The sequence below is a fragment of the Enteractinococcus coprophilus genome (genome assembly GCF_006716305.1).
GTDB classification, from domain to species: Bacteria; Actinomycetota; Actinomycetes; order Actinomycetales; family Micrococcaceae; genus Yaniella; species Yaniella coprophila.
This window is the reverse complement of sequence record NZ_VFOU01000001.1, coordinates 273,884-292,563: the sequence shown is the minus strand read 5'-3', so window position 1 is coordinate 292,563 and position 18,680 is coordinate 273,884. Positions and strand designations below refer to the sequence as shown.

The window sequence follows — 18,680 nt, the reverse complement described above, 5'->3', positions numbered from 1 at the left end:
TAGTGTTGAGGTAATTCCCAGATCAGACCATAACCAAGCTCTGACATCGAGCGCAAGCCAAGGCTCTATTGAGCATCGAGGAAAGAATCCAGCCGTGCTGTCACAAGGTCAATGGTTGCGAACAGTGGATGGCTCCGCAGGAACGCTGTTCTTGAAGCTAGACCGTGTCTCGCAAGAAAGCCGGCGGCGCGTCTCCGGGTTGAGGAAACACGCCGCCGGTGAATTTGTCAGACGGGTGCGCCTTACAAATGGTTCGTGGTGGTTACGGGGTCAGCCTATTACGCTTTACCAAGAACAAGATTAGACCAATTGCCAAGGCGGTTAGACCAATCGCGACCGCCCACATAATGCTGGCACCGGTGTTGGCCAGCGCGCCGTCGCGATCGGTGTCGGCGCTGCGATCAGCATCGGTCACGTCATCATTGGCTCCGGCGGCATTGTCGTCACCGTCGGTGCCACTGTTGAGATTCGGATTCGGGTCACTGGCATCATCCTCGCCCGAGGTTGGGGTCGGAGTAGGCGTTGGTTCGTCGTCGGTGTTGTCTTTGTCTTCATCGGCGACTTCAGCAACGATGACGATACGTTCGAATTCGGTCTCGTTCCCGGCCGCATCGGCGAGGCGGTAGGTCATGGTCTGCTGACCGAGGACCGAGGTGTTGATTTCGCCTTCAACTTCCACGTCGTCGGTGGTCAGCGTTGCGCAGTCGTCCGAGATTTCTAGACCAGCCAGCGGATCGAATTCGCCGTCGAGTGCAACGGTGGCGTCGGCTGCGGTGATAACGGGTGCGGTGTGATCACGCAGCAGTTCAACCTTGTCGACCACAGTGCCGTCGAGTTCGACAGTGGTGGTCGTCACGGTGCACTGGTCAACTTCTACCCCGGTGATGTTCTGTTCACGCTGCTGGTCGCGGAAGCGTGGCTGGAAGCCCTCGCGGTAGTTCGAAGCGTCCTGCAGATTGTAGTACTTGGAGCCGCTGGAGGAGTTGGCCGTGACGAACAGGGTCTCGTCCTCTTCTGGAGTGACGCGAACGTAGCTGCCGTCTTCAAGTCGCTGGCTGGAATCAGTGCCTTCGTAATTGGCGATGAGTTCCTGATCGGTCACGTTGCCTTCAGCATCCACGATGATTTCCGAAGTCTCAGGATCAACCTGATTACCATCAGCATCGATCAAGTAGCTACGGGTGTAGGAGTGGTCGTGGCCGGTCAGGACGACGTCGATATCCAAATCATTGATGATAGGGCCAAGGTTGTTGCGAATACCGTCGGTGGTGCCGGTCACCGAGTGGTTACCGCCGCTGTAGAGCGGACGGTGGAAGGTCAACATGGTCCAGGACACATCATCACCGTGCTCAGCGATGGTGGTCTCCAAGAACTCGCGGTGTGCATCGTAGTCGGAACGGAATTCGGTGCTGATGTTCAAATGCAGCACGTCATTGTAAATGAACCAGTAGCTGCCCTGTGTTGGGTCGTAGTCTGCTAGGTTTGGCAGGTTGTAGTGCTGACCAAACAGATCCTGTGGTGAGCTGCGGTTGAAGTCGTGGTTGCCCAGGGTGGCCATCAGCGGCTGTGAGCGCAGCTGCTGCGCTGCGATGACGGACAGATATTGGTCCGGGTTACCTTCATAGGTTTCAACCTGGTCGCCAACAGAATGAATGTACTGGGACTCTGGGAACAGCTGATCGTTAGCGTCCAGTGCACGCTGCCAACCGGCGCCATCCGACTGCAGGTTGCCCGAGGAGCCCAGCTGTGGGTCACCGACCATAGTGAAGGTGTGCTCAACGTCGTTGGGGTGGACTTCAAACTGGGCGATATCCGACCAGGTGCCATCCTCTGAGCCAACACGGTAACTGTAGGTGCCCGGGGTCAGTTCCGACAGGGTCGCCTGAGCATATTGTTTGCCATCGTGAGCGGAATCAGCCTGTTCGGTGGCGTCAATTGTGGTCGCATTTTCGGGCATGGTATCAACTGCCCCTGAAGCGATCTGCACGGATTCTGCAACACCCGAGTCGGTCAGCCACGACAGACGACGCTCGGATGGATCAGCGCCCATTTGCAACAGAATGGCGGTCGGGCCTTCTGGCTCGTTGGTCTCTACAGTGAGGTGTTCCAGTTCGAAGTAGAGGTCCGAGCTGGTCTCACGACCGTTGTGCAGCTGGACGGAGATCGTGTTTTCGCCATCTTCCAACAGGTCTTCTGGAACCGTGAACTCGCGGTAGTGGGGTGCAGAAGCATTGGCTCCACCGTAGACGAGGTTGCGGTCGTCGCCATCTTCGGTGAAGGGCAGGTCGTCGTCGTGGAAGCCGCGAACTTTCTCACCGTTGACGTAGACGATTGCGGCGTCGTCGTACAAGATTGCGCCATTGACTTCGTCACCGGCATCGAGTTCATCTGTGTCGACGGTGAACTCGGAACGGAAGAAGAACGCTTCCTTATTGTCGGTTGTACCATCTTTGTACTGCGACAGCAGGTTGTCTGGTGTGTAGCCTCCATTGAGTTCGGCGATTTCACCACGCAGCGCGCCGAAGCTACCGGCCGCAGAATCCCACGAGGAATCGTCGAATTCTGGGGCAGTCCAGTCGGTGCGTGACGGCAGGTGGTTGGCCGGATCCGTGCCGTCATCAAGATAGCGCCACGTCGTTGTTTCGTCGATCAAAACGTCAGATTCTGGATCGGTTTCAAGATTCGCTTGTGCTGGGGCAATAACCGCCAGGCTGGATGCCACGAGCCCAACGGTCAACGTTGAAGCAGGTAGCCAGCGAGAGATGCGAGTCAAGAGGGTCACCTCCGAGGAGTGATGGTTGAAGGTTGTATGAACGATGGTCATCGTGTCGGGGCGAGTTGAACGTTGGGCTATATGTGACCTGCAGTTTGGTCACCTAAAGGTTGCCAGCAGGTGAAGTCAGTAGTCATTACCCAGGATGTGTGGGTAACTTCACGTTCTTACGTCGGGAGGCAAGGGATTCCTTGCATAACGAGAGCGCAACAAAAGGATAACGTTTTGATAACATTGGCTTGACCCCAGGTGGTGCTCTTTATTGGGTGCGGATCGGCGACACCCTGCGGGAGCGCCGGTGTTTTGGCAGGTTGAAATGTGGCCGATCGCGCGCAAAACTGCGGCTGAGCTGGTTGATCTGAATCCTCAGCTCGTTATTGTTGAGCCTATGCATCTTTCCGAATCTAAGAACGATCATTCTGGCTATGCTATTGATCTGCGGTCCCCGCGGGTGTCCGATGGTGCCGATATCTGGCGCCTGACTCGTTCAACCGGAGTTCTTGATCTGAACTCCTCATACCACTATCTGCTGTGGTGCCGAGACTTCGCCGACACCAGCGTCGTCGCCACGACCGAGGATGGCAAGCTCATGGGCTTTGTTACCGGATTCTTTCGACCCAACGCACCGACCACCCTGTTGATCTGGCAGGTCGCCGTCGATGAGGCAGCACGAGGCCACGGACTGGCCAGCCGGATGCTGGACTATCTGGTTGAAACCACCGGCACAGAATACCTGGAAACCACCGTGACCGATGACAACGCCGCGTCCAAACAACTCTTCGCCTCGCTAGCGCACCGGCACGAGGCGCCACACGACATCGAATCGCTGTTCACTTCCGAGATGTATCCGGATGAACACGACACCGAATACCTCCACCGCATCGGACCGTTAGTGCCCGAGCTGGCGCGTCGTCGTGCAACAGCCGCCGAGCAGCTAGCGCTCAACTAATCACTCACCCGATTTTCCAATCTTGTTGTGCAGCTGTGCTGCGCAAAAACAGTTCACCAACACCTTAGAAAGGGACTCATGGATACCACCATTTTTGAAACCACAGAATCACAGGTTCGCAGCTACTGCCGCAGCTGGCCCACCGTCTTCACCTCAGCCTCCGGCTCCATCCTCACCGATGAACAGGGCAAAGAATACATCGACTTCTTCTCCGGTGCAGGTGCCCTGAATTACGGCCATAACAACCCCGAACTGCGCGCCGAATTGCTCAATTACTTCAGCTCCGATGCACTCGTGCACTCGCTGGATATGATGACCCCTGCCAAACGCGAATTCTTGACCACGTTCAAAGAGGTCATCCTGGACCCGCGCGGCCTGGGTTACAAGGTTATGTTCCCCGGACCAACCGGTACTAATACCGTGGAAACGGCACTGAAACTGGCTCGCAAGGTTACCGGGCGCCAGCACATTCTGTCGTTCACCAACGCATTCCACGGCATGACCCTGGGTTCCCTGTCGGTTACCGGGAACTCGATGAAGCGTCAGGGAGCTGGCATGCCCCTGACCAACAGCTCTAAGATTCCCTACGATAACTACCTCGATGGGGAAACCGCAGACTTCCTCTGGCTCGAACGCGTCCTGGAAGACTCCGGCTCCGGCGTCGATAAACCAGCTGCGATCATCGTCGAAACCGTCCAGGGCGAAGGTGGCCTCAACGCCGCTCGCGCCGAATGGCTGCGCGGTCTGCGCGAGCTGACCCAACGCCACGACATCCTGCTGATCGTCGATGACGTCCAGGCAGGTTGCGGTCGCACCGGGACGTTCTTCAGCTTCGAAGAAGCCGGCATCGTGCCCGATATCGTATGCGTGTCCAAATCGATTTCCGGTTATGGCCTGCCGATGGCCCTGACTTTGTTCTCCCACGAACTCGACGTTTGGGCGCCGGGTGAGCACAACGGTACCTTCCGCGGCAACAACCCAGCATTCGTCACCGCCACCGCTGCACTGCGCCGCTACTGGGCCGATGACTCCTTCCAAAGCGGCCACCTGGCCAAGGTCATTGACACCGTCCAGGATGCGCTGACCAAGATCGCCATCGAAGTCGAAGGCACTACCGTCAAAGGTCGGGGGCTGCTGACCGGACTGTACTTCCGCGATCCAGCCGTCGCAGGCAAAGTGGCTGCTGCCGGCTTCGAAAAAGGCCTGCTGATGGAAACCTCCGGACCACAGGACGAGGTCCTCAAGCTCATGCCGGCGCTGACCATGGATCTGGTCGTGCTGGAGCGCGGGCTGAACACCCTGGCCGATTGCATCGCCGAGGTCACCGGTCAAGACATCACTCTGGTATTCGAACCAACAACCGCCAACGCCTAACTCAAGCCTGCGAAAGGATCCACCACATGATCGTTACCCAACTAGAAGACCTCAACGACACCGAACGCGACGTCACATCCGAAACTTGGCGCTCCCGCCGCATCATTCTGGCCCGCGAAGGCGTGGGCTTCTCGATGCATGACACGGTTATTTATGCCGGTACGACGTCGACGTTTCACTACGAAAACCACATCGAAGCCGTCTACTGTGTTCAAGGTACTGGGACCTTGACCAACGAGGAAACCGGCGAAGTCCACGACCTTCGCGACGGCACACTGTACTTGCTCGATGGCCACGAAAAGCACACCGTGCGCGCCGAGACCGAACTGCGCATGGCTTGTGTATTCAACCCACCGGTCACGGGGCGGGAAACCCACGATGAGTCCGGTGTCTACCCGCTCATCACCGAAGCCGAAGCCGACCGCAAAGTGCCCAAGGGTGCACGAGTCGGTGAAGAGACCCGGATCGATTCTCAGGCGGGCACCCCAGCGATGACCTCCTAATTCGACGTGATCTCGCCAGACAGCGGCGTCATTGTGAACTTCCAAACAACACCTGCGGTCTACACTTGAAAGTTGTTGCTTTGGCTAGGGCGCTCCCTACGCTGAATCACCACCGTAACGACCACCACAGCAGAAAGTTTGGAAAATATGTCACGATCGATCCGAGCAGTCGTCGCAACGGCCGCCATCGCCGGGCTGGCACTGAGTGGTTGCGCCCGCGATTCCGATGTTCCCGCCTATGACGACATCGAAGGTCAGATGTGGGAATCCATGGCAGCGTCCGAAGCCATGGGAATGACAGGGGTCCTGCCAGATGAGATGGCCAGTGACCGAGAAATCATCGTGGATATGCTCGGTGCAGACCTGTCCGAACTTCAGATTTATGGTCCGCTGGACGGTTCTGCCACCGCGATCCGCTTGGGCGACGATGAAGACCCGATCATGACGTTCTTTGGTGACGAAGTGTACGTGTCCTGGGACATGATGTGGGAAGTCTTGACCTCATCGATGATGACTGGTGCTTCCGAGGCCGACATTGAAGAGGTTCGTCAGAACACCGCAGATTTCGAAGGGAAGTACATCGACGTCAGCGAAAATTATGCCTCCATGGCAGAGTCTGTCAACATGGCAGACCTGCTGGAGCAGATGCGCTCGGCTGCAGAAGCCGATCAGACCGATGAAGTCACCGGGTTTAACTTCGGAGAACTTCAACAAGAAGGCGACTACATGCGCCTTGACATGGAAACCGACGATACCGGCTGGTTCTACTCGACTGACGGCCAGAAGGAAGGCGACATCATGAACGGGGAAGCGGTGCACTTCATCGGACTTGTGACCGACCGTGAGGCTCCGCGCATGGTCGAGATGCGCAATGGCGATGATCGTATGGACTTCACCTGGGACGACGAAGTGGACATTCCCGAAAAACCAAGCGAAGATCAGCTGATTACTGAAGAAGACCTGATGGCCGCAGCTGCCGGCCAGTAAGACTGATCAAAAGCGAACGGGTGCCACATGTCGAAGTATGGCACCCGTTCGCGTTTCTACGATAGTGCTGGTCAGGTGCAAGACTGCACCTTGCACTGGCCAGTTCGACAAGCAACAATGGATCGATGAAGTCGAATACCAGCAGCAAGGATGATGTAGGCACATGGGCCCTGAACAGATTCTGTTGCTACTACTAGACCTCTTGGGCACGTTTGCTTTCGCGCTCAACGGCGCACTGACCGCAGTGCGACACGTGCGCATCGATATCATTGGTGTGCTGACCCTGGGCATGATCACCGCTCTGGGCGGTGGTATCCTTCGCGACATCATGCTCAATGATCTCCCACCGGCCACCTTCCAAGACTGGCGATATCTTGCTGTGGCTGCATTCGGGGCCTTCATTGTCTTTATCTTTGCCAAGCACTTAGGCCGCATCACAGTACCGATCGAAGTTCTCGACGCCGTAGGCCTGAGCGTCTTTGCGGTCACCGGCGCCAGCAAGGCTATGGAATACGGTCTTGGCCCGGTGCAGTCGATCATCCTGGGCACACTCACCGGGGTCGGCGGGGGCACTATACGAGATGCCTTAATCGGTCGCATTCCGTCGGTGATGAGTGAAGGGCTCTATGCGGTTCCCGCTATCGTTGGTGCGGGCCTGACCGTAGCAGCGATGATGGCAGATCTTTACGGGGTGGCTGCAGCAGTCATCGCTGCCAGTGCCTGCTGGCTGATTCGAATTATCGGGATCCGCTATAAACTCGACGCCCCCACCCCTCGCGGTACACATTCGCTCGAAGATTGATGCGCCGAGCCTGACGCTCTCCAGGAAGTGTTCTCAAACGCTGGCGAGAATGTCCTGAACGTTGCGGAAATCGTGATTCTGTTCCAGCTTGAGTTCTTCCAACATGGCTTCAAAAACACCACGGTGAGTGATCTTGCCATCGTGAGCGTTCAGACCGGAGGCCAGGCCCTCATCGGCGGCGAGCGCTTTCGTCCACCCCTGGGAGGCAATGCGCTGAATATATGGCAGCGTGGCGTTCGTTAGGGCCGCCGTCGAAGTCTGCGGCACGCCACCGGGCATGTTCGAAACGCAGTAGTAGATTTTGTCGCCCACTTTATAGGTGGGGTTTTCGTGCGTCGTCGGGCGCGAATTTTCAAAGCAGCCACCCTGGTCAATGGCAATGTCAACCAGCACGGAGCCTGGACGCATACGTTCGACCATTTCGGCGGTGACCAGTTTGGGTGCGGCAGCACCCGGGATGAGCACGGAACCGATGACCAGGTCGGCATCGGCAACAGCTTCGGCAATGTTCATTGCATTCGAGGCGATGGTATCCAGGCGGTTGCCATGAACTTGCTCCAGCTCTGACAGGCGTTCGAGGTTTAGGTCAATGACTTTCACATTGGCGCCCATGCCCGCGGCAATCACACCGGCGGCTTCACCGGCGACACCGCCACCAATGACGACGACGTTGGCGCGACGAGTACCGGGCACCCCACCCATGAGCACACCCGAACCACCCTGGGATTGGGTGAGGTGATAAGCACCGGCAACCGGGGCGAGTCGGCCGGCGACCTGGCTCATTGGTGCAAGGAGTGGCAGCGTCCGGCCGCGAGTCACGGTCTCGTAGGCCAGCGCCGTGACTTTTGAATCAAGAATGGCTTTGGTGCAGTCGGCCGATGCGGCCAGGTGCAGGTAGGCGAACAGGAGTTGGCCTTCGCGCATGCGGGTGAGTTCTTCGTCGACGGGCTCTTTGACCTTCAGAATCATCTCGGCGCCTTCCCACACCTCTGCGGCGTCGTCGACCAATTCTGCTCCGGCAGTTTTATAGTCCTCATCGGTGATGCCAGACCCAAGTCCGGCACCTGCCTCGACCACCAGCGTGTGGCCGGCTTTGACCAGTTCGTGCACCCCACCGTGAGTCAGGGCAACGCGGTTTTCGTTATTCATGATTTCTTTAGGAACGCCAATCAACATGAATCACAGCCTACTCCTTCTCAAGACGGTTGTGATATCTCGGAACGCCGCTTTAGCATAGAAAACTCACTAGCGACGTCGGATGATGCGCAGCAGGATCGCTCGGATCATCGCGACAAACGTCACGGCCCAGGCGGTCACTGCCACCCATAACCAGGCGGTGCCGACGGCCTCGACGATCGGTAATTCGTTGACACGTCCAAGATAGATCCCGGCCACCGAGTACATGCCCAGTGGGAAGACGATGCTCCAGAGGCTGGGTTCATATCGCAGTGGCACTCGGTGGATGACGTGACGCCAGACGCCGACACCGAATAATGCGGGGATCAGCCAGGTGGCAAAACACCATAATAATACGGCCGTACCGGCGACCAGTCCGCGGGTGGCATCCACCATGGGTGCCGATGCCATCTCAGCGATGCGTGCTGCTGCTACGACGGTGATTGCCAGCGCTCCCATCGAGATCCAATACGTTGGGTTGAAATCGCGTGGATCCAAGGGGAAAGTCATGAGTCGTAGGGCCACGAACATGGCGACTGCGACATAGAGGATCATTCCTAACGACCAGGCAAAGACTGCGGTGATGGCCAATATTTCTCGGGCTCCGGCCAGGATGGGTTCCAGCGTCGCGGAGAGCATCGCAACCGATTGTGCCCCAACGATCCAGACGAACCACAGTCCGTTGGCGCCTTTGATAATCGGGCGCTCGGCACGACCTAAGACGGCCACGACGGGGACAATATAGCCCAGGAACAGCCAACTGACCGCAGCCACAATGAGCAACACCGCGGCAGCAGTCCACCAGCCCGCCATCGCCAGACGCGACCCAATCACCCCACTGCCGGCTACAAATGTGAAAAAGCCAAAGGACCGGGCGATATCAGACACGTCCGACACCACAGCAGAGCGATAGGCAATAATCCGCCAAAGATTTAACACGACGAGCACCACGTATGCAACCACCGTGATAGCCAGTAAGAGTCTTGAAACTACCGCATAGCCGCACAAGTGCAGCGCAACCGAGACAATGCCGGTCCCCATGACCAAGGCGAAATAGCCGGGCGTCAAATCGACCGGGCTCCACCACTTGGTGGTCACAGAGGCGGTTGAAGAGTCAGAGCCAATGGTATGCACGAGGATTCCTTGCTTGCAGGCGACACTCATCTCACCATAAACCCTCACCCGGCGAGTCACGAGGGGCACGGACCGACGGGCCAAAGAACCTGAAGGCGCCAGGAGCTATTCGCTGGAGACTTGCGTCGAAGTGCACATCATCTGTGCACTTCGACGCAAGCCACGCTGAACTTGACGGTCTCTACTCCGTCGGTGTTTGACCTGGTCGCAGTGTCACATCACCAGCTGCGATGTCGACGGTGACGCGATGTGGTGCATCCGAAGCGGTCCGGAGATTGTTATTGATGCTGCCTGCAGACGAATCTGAAACGACGGCGTACTCAGCGTCTGGTAGTGCCAGGATCAGCTGCCCGGCACTGACATCAATGTCCGTCGTAGTCGGTGCAGTGCCCGTGAGTTCGGAGTCGATGCGTCCGGCAGCAACTTCAAAGGATGCGGTTTCAACGTCAGCCAATTGCAGGTTTGCATTGCCTGCGTTGACTTCGGTCTGCAGTGCGCGAGCTGCGCCGCCGACGTTAATTTCTCCGGCATTGAGTTCTACTGCGAGTTCGTTGAAGTTGCCGGTGGCATCGAGTCGTCCGGCATTGAGGTCGAACTCCGCGTTCAGAGTTCCATTGTTGAGTTCCTGGGGCAGGGTCACGGTGACTTCGGTGCCTTCACAATTGAACCAGCACCAGGACCACCAGGTATCTGGAGCATTGACGGCCAGAGTGTCACCGCGGTGGACCAGTTCCCAGCGGTCGGCGTGCTGGCCGGTTGCGTCCAGGGTGGCCTGATCGACGTCGTCGAACAGAATATTCACATTGCCGGCATTGGAGTTTAGCTCGAGTTGGGTGACACCGGTGGTGTCGGCGGTTTGGCTAGCGGAGCCTTGTGACGACAGACCGATGATCGAGGACAACAGGGTGGTCACGAGGACTCCTACCAGGGCGAGTGCCCCGACGATGGCAAGAGTGATCATGATCGGTTTGGTGGCCGAAGATCGTCGCGGTTCTGGGTTGGGTGGAGCTGGTGGTTCGGGTTGTGGGTACGGGGTGTGGGTGCTCATGGCTGATCCTGTCGTGGCTGCGGGCTGGCAGCCTGGTTTTCGATGTGTGCCAGGGCGGCTAAGACGCGGCGGTTGCCGGTGCCGTCGGCTTCAAGTTCAAGTTTCTGGAAAATCGCGGTGATGTGTTTTTCAACGCTTGCTTCCGAAAGGTGCAGCAGTCCGGCGATCGCCTGATTGGATTTCCCTTCGGCCACAGCCGCTAACACGGTGCGTTCTCGCGGGGTGAGGCGCTGCATGCGGTTGTCGTGATTCGATCTGGTCAACAACTGGGCTACCACTTCCGGATCGAGGATGGTGGCCCCGGCGCGGATTTGTTCAAGCGATTCCACGAATTCGGCGACATCTGCGACGCGGTCTTTCAACAGGTACCCCAGAGCTGGGGTATAGGCGGAGATCAGCTCGGATGCGTAGCGCTCTTCAACGTACTGAGACAGTACCAACAGCGGCAGCTCGGGATATTGCTGGCGGATGCGCAGGGCTGCCCGGATGCCTTCGTCCGAGTAGGTGGGCGGCAGGCGCACATCCAGAATGGCCAGATCCGGCATATCGTTTTCCAGCGTGGGAAACAGTTCGATGGTATCCGGTAGGGCCGCTGACACTTCGTGGCCGGAGTGTTCCAACAGGCGCACCAGTCCTTCGCGCAACAGGACGGAGTCTTCACAAATTAGGATGCGCATGGCACGCTCACTTCCAATGCTGTTGGGCCACCGATAGGGCTCTCTACCTGCATCGTACCGCCGGCTGCCACGACGCGGTTGCTGATCCCATCCAGGCCGCCGCCGGGGACCACTCTGGCTCCGCCGGTGCCGTTGTCTTCGACGCGGGCCCAGATATAAGGACGACCGGCGTCGTCGTCGCGCATTCGCACGGTAACACGGGCTTCGGAGGCTCGAGAGTGTTTGGCGGCGTTGGTCAGGCCCTCGGCGATGGCGAAGTACACGGCGGCTTCGGTGGCGCGGTCACACCGGTGGGGGAGCCGGACATCCAGGTTCACCGGAATGTGGGAGCGACCAGCCACCGCGGACAGTGCGGCATCTAAACCGCGATCATCGAGTACCGAGGCATAGATGCCGCGGGTCAGTTGGCGCAGTTCGGTGATGGCCGATTTAGTCGAGGTGTGTGCCTCATCGATGAGCTCTTTGGCCTGTTCGGGGTTGGTGTCGATGTGTTGTTTGGCCAGACCTAGAGTCATACCTAACGAGACGAGGCGTGGTTGCACGCCGTCGTGCAGATCTCGTTCAATGCGGGTGCGTTCCACTTCAGCGGCGCGCATCGCACCTTCGCGCTGAACGGTGGTGGTGCGCACGCGTTCGGTGAGATCAGACTCGCGAGCGGTCGCACCGATAATTGCGGTAGCGATGGTGCGGTGCAGGAATAACAGCCCGATGATCACACCGGCGCACACCAGCGCCAGGAGCAACAGCAGCGGCGCATATCCGGATTCAAGCTGGATACCGAATGCCGTGGTGACGGTGTCAGCATCTGTGAGCGGCGAAAATGAGGCGATGATCAGGGCAATCAGCGAGCGAAACGCGCCAATCATGATGGCCCCCATCAAAGAAGCCAGAACGAAGTTCCCCAGGGCCGCCCACATCCGGCCGTGCACGAAGTTGGCACCTAAGGATCTGACGTAACCACCGAAGGTTGGTTCGGTGCGGGGACGCCACTTCAGCGGATGAGCGGGGATGTTGTACAGGCTTGCCACACGTTCGATCTCAAGCCAGGCTAGGCCGAATAAAACGTAGAACACGCCCAGCAGGACAATGATGCCGATGCCGAACACGAATAACAGGCCAACGCCGACGCCGATGGTAGCGGCGAGCAGCCCGAGGACTGCCCAACCTAGGGTGCCAAGCACTGCCAGGTGCAGCAGGGTGAGGCCCAGCCGGAGCGGCGGGCGCGAGGTCGGATGAACCTCGGAGGATGGTGTTGTTGAAGTCATGCTTTAACAGTAGGGTCCCGCAGATCAAACCAACACCGAGAAAGCCGGACACTTTGATTATGGATAACCCGAAAGATCGCCGTGGCAGGAGCAGCGGAAACCGCCCAACGACGCAGCCAACACGACAGCCCCTTCGGATGAGCTAGGTATTCTGGAGCCATGACAACACCACCTAATACCCCAGCCCTGCCTCCAGCCCCCGAACTGGAATACCTGGGTCGTCTGAACATCGAAGTCGAAGCCCCGGTCGAAGTCGGTCGCACGTACGCCGGGCAGCGTCGGGTCATCCCAATTACCGGCGGCAGCCTGACCGGTCCGAAGGTATCGGGCACGATTCTGAACGCGGGAGCCGATTTTCAGGTCATTCGCAGTGCCACCGAATCAGATCTCGATGCTCGGTACGTCATTGAATTGGACGACGGCGCGCGCCTGTTTGTTATGAATGTGGCCTATCGGACCGGCTCAGCCGAAGACATCACCGCACTTGCTGAAGGGCACGAGGTGCCTGCCGAACGGATTTACTTCCGCTGCGCGCCCCGGTTTGAGGTAGCCGATAGTGACACCTCGTCATGGCGATGGCTGGAATCCACCGTGGTCATTGGTTCTGGGCGGCGCGAACCCGACGCGGTGATTATCGATTTGTGGATCGTGCGTTAAACACCTGGTGGCCGGCCCGTATTGGACCGGCCACCAGCATGGGTGTTCTAGTTGGCGTAGGCCATCGTGTAACCGACTTCAGCCAGTCGGTATTCAGCTCCGGCATCCAGCAGCGTATCCCACAGGTATTGACCCGAGGAACGCTCGCAGTGGACCAAGTAGCTGAGCGCGCCGTCGACGTCGTCACGGATGATGTCGGTGACCACCCCGGCGACGCTGCTGCGCAGTGCGGACCCATCCGGGACAATGTCATCGGAGAGTTCCAGCGAGCACAGCTTATTGAGCAGTGCGGCTGCTTCATCCCCGGTGATCCGGAACAGCGCGCGACCGTGCGTCAGGTCGACCACAGTGGTCAGCTCATTGGCGCTATCAGCCATGTGCTGCAGTGCATTGAGCATGGTCTGCTGGGAGCCTGGTTCGCCCAAGATGTACCACTGGCCAGGGCCAGAACCGATCACCAATGTGCCGTCTTGACTGCGATGGGTGCGACCGAAGCTGGCATGCAGTTTCTCGGCGGTTGAACCGGTAAACGAGCTGCGAACCTCAAGCTTGGTCATGACACTTTGGTCCTGGATAGTCAGCGGACCAGCTGCCGGTTGGGCAGAGACTTCCCAGCCCGCAAGCAAGGTCTTGGCGTCACCGACGCGTACCGGGCTGCGGCCAATTGGTTCGCCGACTTCGACGCGGGCCTCCGGCTGGCTGTCATTATCCAGTCGGGTACCCTCTTTATCCACCGCGGTCAGACCCTCCATGACCTTGCCCTGAATCATGGTGCCATCGATCTGGCGGATCGTGACCATGGTGCCGGGTTCGGCCAGCGACTGTTCGACCTGGGCCAAACAGATGGACCGACCCAGAGTGGGGGACAACCGTGCGGAGGTGATGCGTCCGGCGATGGTGCCATTGCCGAAGAGGATCTGGCTTGCCTCATCCGGAACCACATGGGTATCAACCGGTTGGACGGCGACCAGGCGCATTCCGGTCTGGTTTTGCTGTTGCCAGGCCAGTTCGGGTTTGCCCACGAAGTCGTCTTTATCTAATTTGATGGCCCATTCCAGACCGGCACTGTAGCCCTGGGTCAAGCCATCCGTGTCCTGGCCGACGATCAGGTGGCCGGTCTCCAGACGCAGGATGCGCTGGGCTTCGATACCAAATGGACCAACGCCCAGGTCCTGGCCAACTTCCAGCAGGGTCTCCCACACGTGCAGCCCGTAGGCGGCCGGGACGTGAATTTCATAAGAGAGTTCCCCGGTAAACCCGATCCGCCACAGGATCGAGTTCTCGACCCCGGCCACGGTTCCGGTGCGAACCTCCATGTACTTGAAGGCCTCCGCGGACACGTCCACATCGGTCAGTCGCGACAACAGCGTCCGGGCGTGGGGTCCGGCGATGTTGATACTGGTGTAGGCGGTTGAGACCGGGGTGGCGTTGACCTGCCATTCTGGGTGGAAGGTCTGCAGCCATTCTTCAATCCAGTCCCACACGCGGCCGGCGCCACCGGTTGTGGTCGTCATCAGGTAGTGGTCTTCATCGAGTCGGGCGGTGACGCCATCGTCCATGACCACACCATCTTCAGAGACCATGACCCCGTAGCGGACCTTGCCGATGCCCAATTTGGACCATTTATTGGTGTAGAGCAGGTTCAGCAGTTTTGGCACATCGGGACCGCGCAGGTCGATCTTGCCCAACGGCGACACATCGATGATGCCCACCCCATCGCGTACCCGACGGACTTCAGCCTGTGGATCCCCGTAGTGTTCGGGACGAATCCACTGACCAGCGATCATCGGTTTGGCACCGTGGGCTTCGTGCCACGTCTGGATCGAGGAGTAGCGGATCGGGTCGTATTTCTGGCCGGCCAACGCTCCCAGGGTCACCGGTGCATACATTGGTCGCCACGTGGTGGTCCCGGTTTCGGCAATGGTCTTGCCGGTGGCTTCTGCAACGACGGCGATGAAGTTCACCAGTTCGATCTTGCCCTGTAGCGGTCCCATGGTCACGGTGGTGAAGCGTTTGACCAGTTCGGCTGAGTCGTAGCCTTCCGCCACGGCGGCCTGCAGATCAGACGAGGTGATGTCCTCGGAGTAGTCCACGAACCCGTGGGTCGAAGAGCGGAACAGTTCAGGATGCTGCGGCACCGGTAACGGCTGCACCTCTGGCAGGTTCTCAGTGGTCGGGGCCTCAGTTTGTCCTGAAACCGTTGGGGCAGACGCGATCTTCAAGCTGCGCTGCGCTAACGCGTGAGCCGCGGCACGCGCACCGACGGCGGCACCATGATCGCGCAACTGCGCCACGGTGCCATCCCCGGAAATCCCACCGGCAGCGTAGACGCCCTCTTCGGTACCACCGGGTAGGAAGCGGGCTGCTTGTGGTTCGTAGTACGGTTTGTCGCCGGACATATTCAGCAGCGAGGTTGGGGCAGTCCAACCCACGGCCGTGACGAGCAAATCGGCTGCGATCTTTTGTCCGGTGGACAGTTCAACGGACTGCACGCGGCCGCGGCCGGTTGCTCGGACCACCGTGTCACCCTGGCGGGCATCGACGACGGCAACCACTTCTACGCCGGCACGACGCAGGTCTTCGACCGCGGCATCACCTTCGGGATTGGCAGTGACTACCACGGCGCGGCCGCCGGGGCGCACCGAGTAGAGGTTGATCAAACGACGTGCGGCCGTGGAGAGCAGGACGCCGGGCAGGTCGTTGCCTTCAAAAACGTAGGGGCGTTCCAGCAGCCCGGCTGCGACCACCAGGCTGCGGGCGCGAGTCTTGATTAACCGTTCGCCCATGCCGGGTTCGGGGGACCGTTGTACAACGGCCAACCAGTTGTCATCGTAGCGGGCGGCAACCGTGGTGTTGGTGTAGACGGTGATATTGGGGTTAGCGGTGACTTGGGCGCGGAGTTCACGGGCCAGTTGACCGTCCGCCCAGCGCAGGTGACCACCCAACTGGTGGTCTTCTTCGACCAGCATGACGGATGCTCCCGAGGCAGCGGCCGCCAGGGCGGCTTCCATGCCGGCAGGCCCGCCGCCTGCTACCAGCACATCGGTGTGGGCGTAGCGCTTTTCATAGGTTTCTTCGGGACGATTCTTGGAGACCTTGCCCCCATGGACGAAGCCGCGCAGCACCCGCTGATAGGCGGGGCGCAAGAAGTCGGGTTTCATGAAGGTCTTGTAATAGAAGCCCGGCCCCAGGAATCGCGCACCGAGTTGGTTGACTGCACGCACATCGTATTTCAGCGACGGCCAGGTGTTCTGCGAGGTGACATTCATACCCTCTTCGATCAGCCGGTGCGCACCGCGAACGTTAGGTTCGTCGTCGACCTGCAGTATCGTTCCTGGATCATGTAGCGTCCCGGTCAGCACACCTCGGGGGCTGTGGTATTTCATCGAACGTGAAAACACCCGCTCGCCGGCCGCATAGAGTGCCGAGACGATCGTATCGCCCTGGTAGCCGGTGTAGGTCTTGCCGTTCCAGGTAAACGTGACCCGCTGTGATCGATCGATTTCCTCGTTGGGCTGTGTTACTAGACGCAGCGGTTGATTATGCTCAGACGGGGTCATCGAACGTCTCCTTCGGAACGGATGGCTTTATTGGCAAACGTGTCGCGGTGCAGCATGAAGAACTGGCGGCAACCTGAGGAGTGGAACCACTGTTCTTTGACGACACCCCAGGTGTTATTACGGAAATACAGGTAGTCGGCCCATTGCTCTCTGGTTGCGTTGGCAACATCGGGGCGCGGTGGTTTTTCACCGTGTTGTTTGAATTCGGTGGCGTTGCGTAGCCCGCACCACGGGCAGTTGATTTGCATCATAACGTTGCTCCTTGTCGTGATTCGGGTTAGTGGCCAACCGCGGCAGCACCCTTCTCACCGACCAGTTGGCCAGATGAGAAGCGGTCCAAGCCGAAGCCTTGGATGATTTCTGGACGCTTACCGGTGGCAATGGTCTCGGCCATGGCTTCACCAGCGACCGGACCGGCCTTGAAGCCGTAGGTGCCCCAGCCGACGTCGACATAGAAGCCCTCGACTTCGGTTTCACCCATGATCGGTGAGTAGTCCGGGGTCATGTCACACAGCCCGGCCCACTGGCGCAGTAGTCGCATCTTGGATAGCGACGGCATCAGGCTGAGCACGTTGGTGGCCAGACCTTCCACGAATTCCAGGGTGCCGCGCATCGAGTACGAGGTAAATGGATCAACGCTGGCGCCGAAGACCAGTTCACCGCGGTCGGTCTGGCTGACGTAGACGTGCAGTGTGCCAGAGACGACGACGGTACCGAGGAACGGTTTGACCGGTTCGGTGACCGCTGCCTGCAGTGGGGACGTGGTGACTGGCATTTTGACCCCGGCCATATCCGAAATGAGCGAGGCCCAACCTGCAGTACAGTTCACGGCCGTACCGGTGGCGATATTGCCTTTGTCGGTCCGAACGCGGGTGACACGACCGTTTTCGACGTCGATGCCGGTGACTTCGGTGTGCTGAATGATGTGTACACCCATCTCGTGTGCAGCACGGGCATAACCCCACACCACCGCATCGTGGCGGATGGTACCGCCGGGCGGGTGGTAGAGCGCCCCGAGTACCGGATACCGGGTGTTTTTGGAGATGTCGATATAGGGGACGAGTTCTTTGATCTCGTCGGGGCTAATAACTTTGGAATCGACGCCTTGTACCTGGTTGACCTGCGCGCGCCATTGCATGGTGCGCATGCCACCGTCATCGTGAGCCAGCGACATGTGACCCATCTGCGAGAACATCAAGTTGAAGTTGAGTTCTGACGATAGCTGTTCATAGAGTTTTAGCGAACGGTCGTAGAATTTCACACCTTCGGGTGTCAGATAGTTTGACCGCAGAATCGAGGTGTTGCGCCCTGAACCGCCAGCGCCAATATAGTTCTTGTCGATCACCGCGATGTCGGTAATGCCGTGGTTCTTTGCGAGATAGTAAGCGGTCGCCAGGCCATGCAGCCCACCACCGATGATGACGACTTCATAGCTGTCTTTCATATCTGGTTCTGACCAAATTTCAGGCCAATCTTCTTGGGTTAGCCCTTTGGAGAACAGCTGGAAAGCGGAATAGCGTGAACGTTTCTTGCCGGGGTTTATATTATTCACCACGCGTATCAAGTCCTTTGAATACGAGAATGCTCGTTGTTGTCTACGGTGCGGTATCGGGTGTTTCGAGCGTGCTTCGGGATCATTACTGATGGAGGAATGCTCATCATTGCTACTGTGAATTGTGCGCTACGTTACAGTTGCTCACCAGGTTGCCACCGGCAATGCTCCTAGTCAAGGTTGAAAGAACCCGACCGCTTTTGCCCTTAGAGGGCGGTGAGAG

14 protein-coding genes and 1 pseudogene are annotated in these 18,680 nt (G+C 58.6%); 6 read left to right on the top strand and 9 right to left on the bottom strand.

Annotation, left to right across the window (positions count from 1 at the left end):
* Positions 1-262: 262 nt before the first annotated feature.
* The gene (locus FB556_RS01345; RefSeq protein WP_170200315.1) at positions 263-2,773 is read right to left on the bottom strand and encodes a metallophosphoesterase; all 2,511 of its coding nucleotides are present in this window, start codon (positions 2,771-2,773) and stop codon (positions 263-265) included.
* A gap of 298 nt (positions 2,774-3,071) precedes the next feature.
* Here FB556_RS01345 and ectA point away from each other — a divergent pair, with 298 nt between their 5' ends.
* The 5 genes and pseudogenes from ectA to FB556_RS01320 all read left to right on the top strand — a co-directional run bounded on the left by ectA (position 3,072) and on the right by FB556_RS01320 (position 7,388).
* Complete coding sequence (ectA, locus tag FB556_RS01340) at positions 3,072-3,722, top strand: diaminobutyrate acetyltransferase (RefSeq protein WP_342774640.1); 651 nt, start codon at positions 3,072-3,074, stop codon at positions 3,720-3,722.
* 78 nt (positions 3,723-3,800) lie between these two features.
* Positions 3,801-5,096 carry a diaminobutyrate--2-oxoglutarate transaminase gene (ectB, locus tag FB556_RS01335; RefSeq protein WP_141864050.1) on the top strand — a complete coding sequence of 432 codons (1,296 nt, stop codon included), beginning with the start codon at positions 3,801-3,803 and terminating at the stop codon, positions 5,094-5,096.
* Between the two features lie 26 nt (positions 5,097-5,122).
* Positions 5,123-5,515 (top strand): annotated as a pseudogene (locus FB556_RS01330) (ectoine synthase); the annotation flags it as partial.
* Positions 5,516-5,746: 231 nt separating this feature from the next.
* Entirely contained in the window at positions 5,747-6,586 is an 840-nt protein-coding gene (locus FB556_RS01325; protein ID WP_141864046.1) for a hypothetical protein, read from the top strand.
* Positions 6,587-6,749: 163 nt separating this feature from the next.
* Positions 6,750-7,388, top strand: a complete 639-nt coding sequence (locus FB556_RS01320; protein WP_141864044.1) for a trimeric intracellular cation channel family protein — start codon at positions 6,750-6,752, stop codon at positions 7,386-7,388.
* 33 nt (positions 7,389-7,421) lie between these two features.
* Here the strand turns inward: FB556_RS01320 and ald are convergent, their stop codons facing one another.
* From ald to FB556_RS01295, 5 genes are all read right to left on the bottom strand, one after another.
* Positions 7,422-8,564: an alanine dehydrogenase gene (ald, locus tag FB556_RS01315; RefSeq protein WP_141864042.1), complete on the bottom strand. Its 1,143-nt coding sequence runs from the start codon at positions 8,562-8,564 to the stop codon at positions 7,422-7,424.
* Between the two features lie 69 nt (positions 8,565-8,633).
* Positions 8,634-9,698 (bottom strand): tellurite resistance/C4-dicarboxylate transporter family protein, encoded by a 1,065-nt coding sequence (locus tag FB556_RS01310; RefSeq protein ID WP_246057144.1) that lies wholly within the window; start codon positions 9,696-9,698, stop codon positions 8,634-8,636.
* Positions 9,699-9,879: 181 nt separating this feature from the next.
* On the bottom strand, positions 9,880-10,746 hold the full coding sequence (locus FB556_RS01305) for a DUF4097 family beta strand repeat-containing protein (RefSeq protein ID WP_141864038.1): 867 nt from the start codon (positions 10,744-10,746) through the stop codon (positions 9,880-9,882).
* A complete protein-coding gene (locus FB556_RS01300) occupies positions 10,743-11,423 on the bottom strand; it encodes a LuxR C-terminal-related transcriptional regulator (RefSeq protein ID WP_141864036.1) in 681 nt (226 codons plus the stop codon). The genes FB556_RS01305 and FB556_RS01300 overlap by 4 nt, the downstream gene beginning before the upstream one ends.
* Entirely contained in the window at positions 11,411-12,688 is a 1,278-nt protein-coding gene (locus FB556_RS01295) for a sensor histidine kinase (RefSeq protein ID WP_141864034.1), read from the bottom strand. The genes FB556_RS01300 and FB556_RS01295 overlap by 13 nt, the downstream gene beginning before the upstream one ends.
* A gap of 159 nt (positions 12,689-12,847) precedes the next feature.
* Between FB556_RS01295 and FB556_RS01290 the strand changes: the two genes are divergently transcribed.
* The gene (locus FB556_RS01290; protein WP_141864033.1) at positions 12,848-13,345 is read left to right on the top strand and encodes a DUF3237 domain-containing protein; all 498 of its coding nucleotides are present in this window, start codon (positions 12,848-12,850) and stop codon (positions 13,343-13,345) included.
* Between the two features lie 47 nt (positions 13,346-13,392).
* Here FB556_RS01290 and FB556_RS01285 read toward each other — a convergent pair whose 3' ends face one another.
* From FB556_RS01285 to FB556_RS01275, 3 genes are read right to left on the bottom strand one after another with little or no spacing between them, the layout of a single operon-like run.
* Complete coding sequence (locus FB556_RS01285) at positions 13,393-16,905, bottom strand: 2Fe-2S iron-sulfur cluster-binding protein (RefSeq protein WP_141864031.1); 3,513 nt, start codon at positions 16,903-16,905, stop codon at positions 13,393-13,395.
* A complete protein-coding gene (locus FB556_RS01280) occupies positions 16,902-17,156 on the bottom strand; it encodes a sarcosine oxidase subunit delta (protein WP_141864029.1) in 255 nt (84 codons plus the stop codon). Before FB556_RS01280 ends, FB556_RS01285 begins: the two co-directional genes overlap by 4 nt.
* A 26-nt stretch (positions 17,157-17,182) precedes the next feature.
* Entirely contained in the window at positions 17,183-18,460 is a 1,278-nt protein-coding gene (locus FB556_RS01275) for an FAD-dependent oxidoreductase (protein ID WP_246057143.1), read from the bottom strand.
* Positions 18,461-18,680: the final 220 nt, after the last annotated feature.